General features: G+C 48.4%; 4 protein-coding genes. All 4 read left to right on the top strand.

What is annotated here, in order from left to right; all coding sequences use genetic code 11:
* The coding region (gene purM / locus WAM07_RS03240; protein ID WP_422164736.1) for a phosphoribosylformylglycinamidine cyclo-ligase at positions 1-680 on the top strand (680 nt) is incomplete at its 5' end.
* Entirely contained in the window at positions 677-1255 is a 579-nt protein-coding gene (gene purN / locus WAM07_RS03235; RefSeq protein ID WP_422164734.1) for a phosphoribosylglycinamide formyltransferase, read from the top strand. The genes purM and purN, both read left to right, overlap by 4 nt.
* On the top strand, positions 1252-2781 hold the full coding sequence (gene purH, locus WAM07_RS03230) for a bifunctional phosphoribosylaminoimidazolecarboxamide formyltransferase/IMP cyclohydrolase (protein WP_422164732.1): 1530 nt from the start codon (positions 1252-1254) through the stop codon (positions 2779-2781). The genes purN and purH overlap by 4 nt, the downstream gene beginning before the upstream one ends.
* 18 nt (positions 2782-2799) lie before the next feature.
* On the top strand, positions 2800-3250 hold a 451-nt coding region (locus tag WAM07_RS03225; RefSeq protein WP_422164730.1), incomplete at its 3' end, for a phosphoribosylamine--glycine ligase.

The following is a 3250-nucleotide window of genomic DNA, read 5'->3' as shown; positions in this document are numbered from 1 at the left end:
GTATCGAACAGATCGTCAAAGGAATTGCGGATGGCTGTGAACAGTCGGGAGCGGCTCTTATCGGCGGAGAAACGGCCGAAATGCCAGGGATGTATGAGCTTGAAGAATATGACTTGGCCGGTTTTGTCGTAGGTATGGCCGATAAGAAACAGCTGGTGACCGGGGAATCGATTCAAGTAGGAGACGTGCTTATTGGTCTTTCGTCATCTGGTGTGCACTCTAACGGCTTTTCTCTGGTTCGAAAAATTATAGAATCTAATGAGCTCGATCTGGACGAAGTTTATTCTGAATTTCAGCGCCCGCTTGGAGAGGAGCTTCTCACTCCGACGCGAATTTACGTCCCGGCCCTTCAGCGGTTGAAACAGGCTGTCACCATTAAGGGCGTGGCTCATATTACAGGCGGCGGTTTTTATGAGAATATTCCGCGCGCGCTGCCTGAAGGGCTCGGGGCTCAAGTAGACCGGACAAGCTGGTCAGCTCCTTCCATTTTCTCTTTCTTACAGCATCACGGAAACCTATCCGAAGAGGACATGTTCGGTGTGTTTAACATGGGTATAGGAATGGTTGCGGTTGTGTCGAAAGCAGATAAGGAAGCGGCACTTGCTGCTTTACAGGAAGCTGGGGAGACACCGGTGGTTATCGGGCAGGTTACAGATGAGGAAGGAATTCACTGGATATGAGAAATATAGCGATTTTTGCCTCAGGCGCAGGCTCGAATTTTGATGCCATCGTTCAAGCCGTGGAAAGAGGAGATCTTGAAGCAAACATTTCTCTTTTGATCTGTGATCGTGTCGGGGCTCCCGTGATTGAAAAAGCCCAGCGTCATGATATTGATACCGTCGTTTTTACACCGAAAGTGTATGACAATAAAGCGGCCTACGAAGCAGCTCTTCTTGAAGACTGCCGCTCAAGAAATATCGATTACATCGTGCTGGCTGGATACATGAGGCTGCTTGGGCCGACGCTGCTTAAACCTTATCAGAACCGAATCGTAAACATTCACCCCTCTCTGCTGCCGGCCTTTCCAGGTAAAGATGCGATTGGTCAGGCACTTGATAAAAAAGTGAAAGTTACCGGAGTGACCGTGCATTTTGTAGATGACGGCATGGACACCGGACCGATTATCGATCAAGAAGCTATCCGCATTAAAGAGGACGATACCGAAGAAGATGTGAAACAAAAAATTCAGGCGGTCGAACATCGCCTGTACCCGGAAGTTATTCAGTCTTTACTGGTCAAGGAGGAATCGAAATGAAGAAACGCGCCTTACTCAGCGTATCAAATAAACAAGGATTAACAGAATTTGCGAAGCAGCTGCATGAACTAGACTACGAACTAATCTCGACCGGAGGGACGAAGCGAACGATCGAAGAAGCAGGTATTCCGGTGCTGTCGATTTCTGAAATTACCGATTTTCCTGAAATTATGGATGGGCGTGTCAAAACCCTTCACCCGGCCGTACATGGCGGTCTCTTAGCCAAGCGCGGCAATGAAGACCACATGCAGCAGCTGGATGAACTGAATATCCAGACGATTGATCTGGTGGCCGTTAATTTATATCCATTTAAAGATACAATCGCGAAGCCTGGAGTAACAGAAGCGGACGCTATTGAAAACGTGGATATCGGCGGACCGACGATGCTTCGGGCAGCGGCAAAGAGTTTTGAAGATGTAGCGGTAGTCGTGGATCCGGCTGACTATGATGAAGTAATCGCCGGGTTACAAGATGAACTAACCTATGAAAAACGCCGGAACCTTGCGGCGAAGGTTTTCCGTCATACGGCTAACTACGATGCAATGATTGCGGAGTACTTTACCACTAAGACGGAAGAAGCTTATCCGGAAACGTACACAGCTACGTATGAAAAAGTTCAATCCTTACGATATGGAGAGAACCCTCATCAATCAGCAAGCTTTTATAAAAAAGCGAATTATGAAGGCGCATCTCTTGCGCAGGCCGAGCAGCTGAACGGCAAAGAGCTATCTTATAACAATATTCAGGATGCTAATGCAGCGCTTGAAGTCGTACTTGAATTTGAACAGCCGGCAGCGGTTGCCGTGAAACATATGAACCCATGCGGCGTAGGCGTTGGGGAAAATATATACGACGCGTATGTTAAGGCCTACGAAGGAGATCCAGTCTCTATTTTCGGTGGTATTGTAGCATTGAACCGGGAAGTGGACGAAGCAACAGCCGCTAAGTTAAAAGAGATCTTCCTCGAAATCATCATTGCACCTTCCTTCAGTCAGGAAGCTCTCGATCTTCTGACGAAAAAGAAAAACCTGCGCCTGCTTACCGTTGAAATGAAAAAGGCAGAGCAGCAGACGCACAAGCTGACAAGTGTAAGCGGAGGTCTGCTTGTTCAGGATACTGATGAAGGTTCTGTTGATGTGACGGAACTTGAAGTAGCGACCAGCCGGAAGCCCACCGATCAGGAGCTTCATGATTTGAAGCTTGGCTGGAAAGTGGTGAAGCATGTGAAATCGAACGCAATTGTTATTGCTAAAGGCGACCGTACACTTGGTGTCGGTGCGGGTCAAATGAACCGTGTAGGTGCTGCGAAAATTGCTCTGGAGCAGGCGGATGAGCAAGCGAAAGGAAGCATTATGGCTTCTGACGCCTTCTTCCCAATGCCGGATACGGTCGAAGCAGCAGCTGAAGCAGGTGTTACAGCGATCATCCAGCCGGGTGGTTCGAAGCGTGACCAGGATTCGATTGATGCCTGCGATAAGCACGGCATCGCCATGGTATTTACTAGAATGCGTCATTTCAAACATTAGAGGAAGAGGTGGACAGGCATGAAAATCATGGTCATCGGACGCGGTGGAAGAGAACACAGTCTGATTCAGAAGTTTGCCGAAAGTGAACAGGCAACGATGCTTTATGCCGTACCTGGAAATGCTGGTATGGAAGAATTGGCTGAGCGTGTAGCTATACCGGAAACCGATCAGGAGGGGTTAGTGCGTTTTGCTAAAGAAAACGAAGTTGACCTGACGGTGGTCGGTCCTGAAAATCCGCTGCTTGAAGGGGTCGTCGATGCCTTTCAGGAAGCAGGCTTAAAGGTTTTCGGACCTAATCAACAAGCCGCATTAATCGAAGGAAGCAAACATTTCGCGAAACAGATCATGGAGCAGTATGAGATTCCTACCGCTTCCTATCAGACCTTCACGGAAGCTGAGCCTGCTGTTGCATATATTAAAGAAAAAGGCGCACCGATTGTCGTAAAAGCAGATGGTCTCGCTGCTGGCA

The organism is Halobacillus sp., from assembly GCF_049282395.1.
Lineage (GTDB): Bacteria > Bacillota > Bacilli > Bacillales > Halobacillaceae > Halobacillus.
Note: the sequence above shows the minus strand (reverse complement) of the source record. Positions and strands in the feature narration are given on the sequence as shown.

Excerpts from the sequence above, each read along its gene's own strand:
- purH (WP_422164732.1), top strand. The coding sequence starts at position 1,252 with ATGAAGAAACGCGCCTTACTCAGCGTATCAAATAAACAAGGATTAACA.
- purN (WP_422164734.1), top strand. The coding sequence starts at position 677 with ATGAGAAATATAGCGATTTTTGCCTCAGGCGCAGGCTCGAATTTTGAT.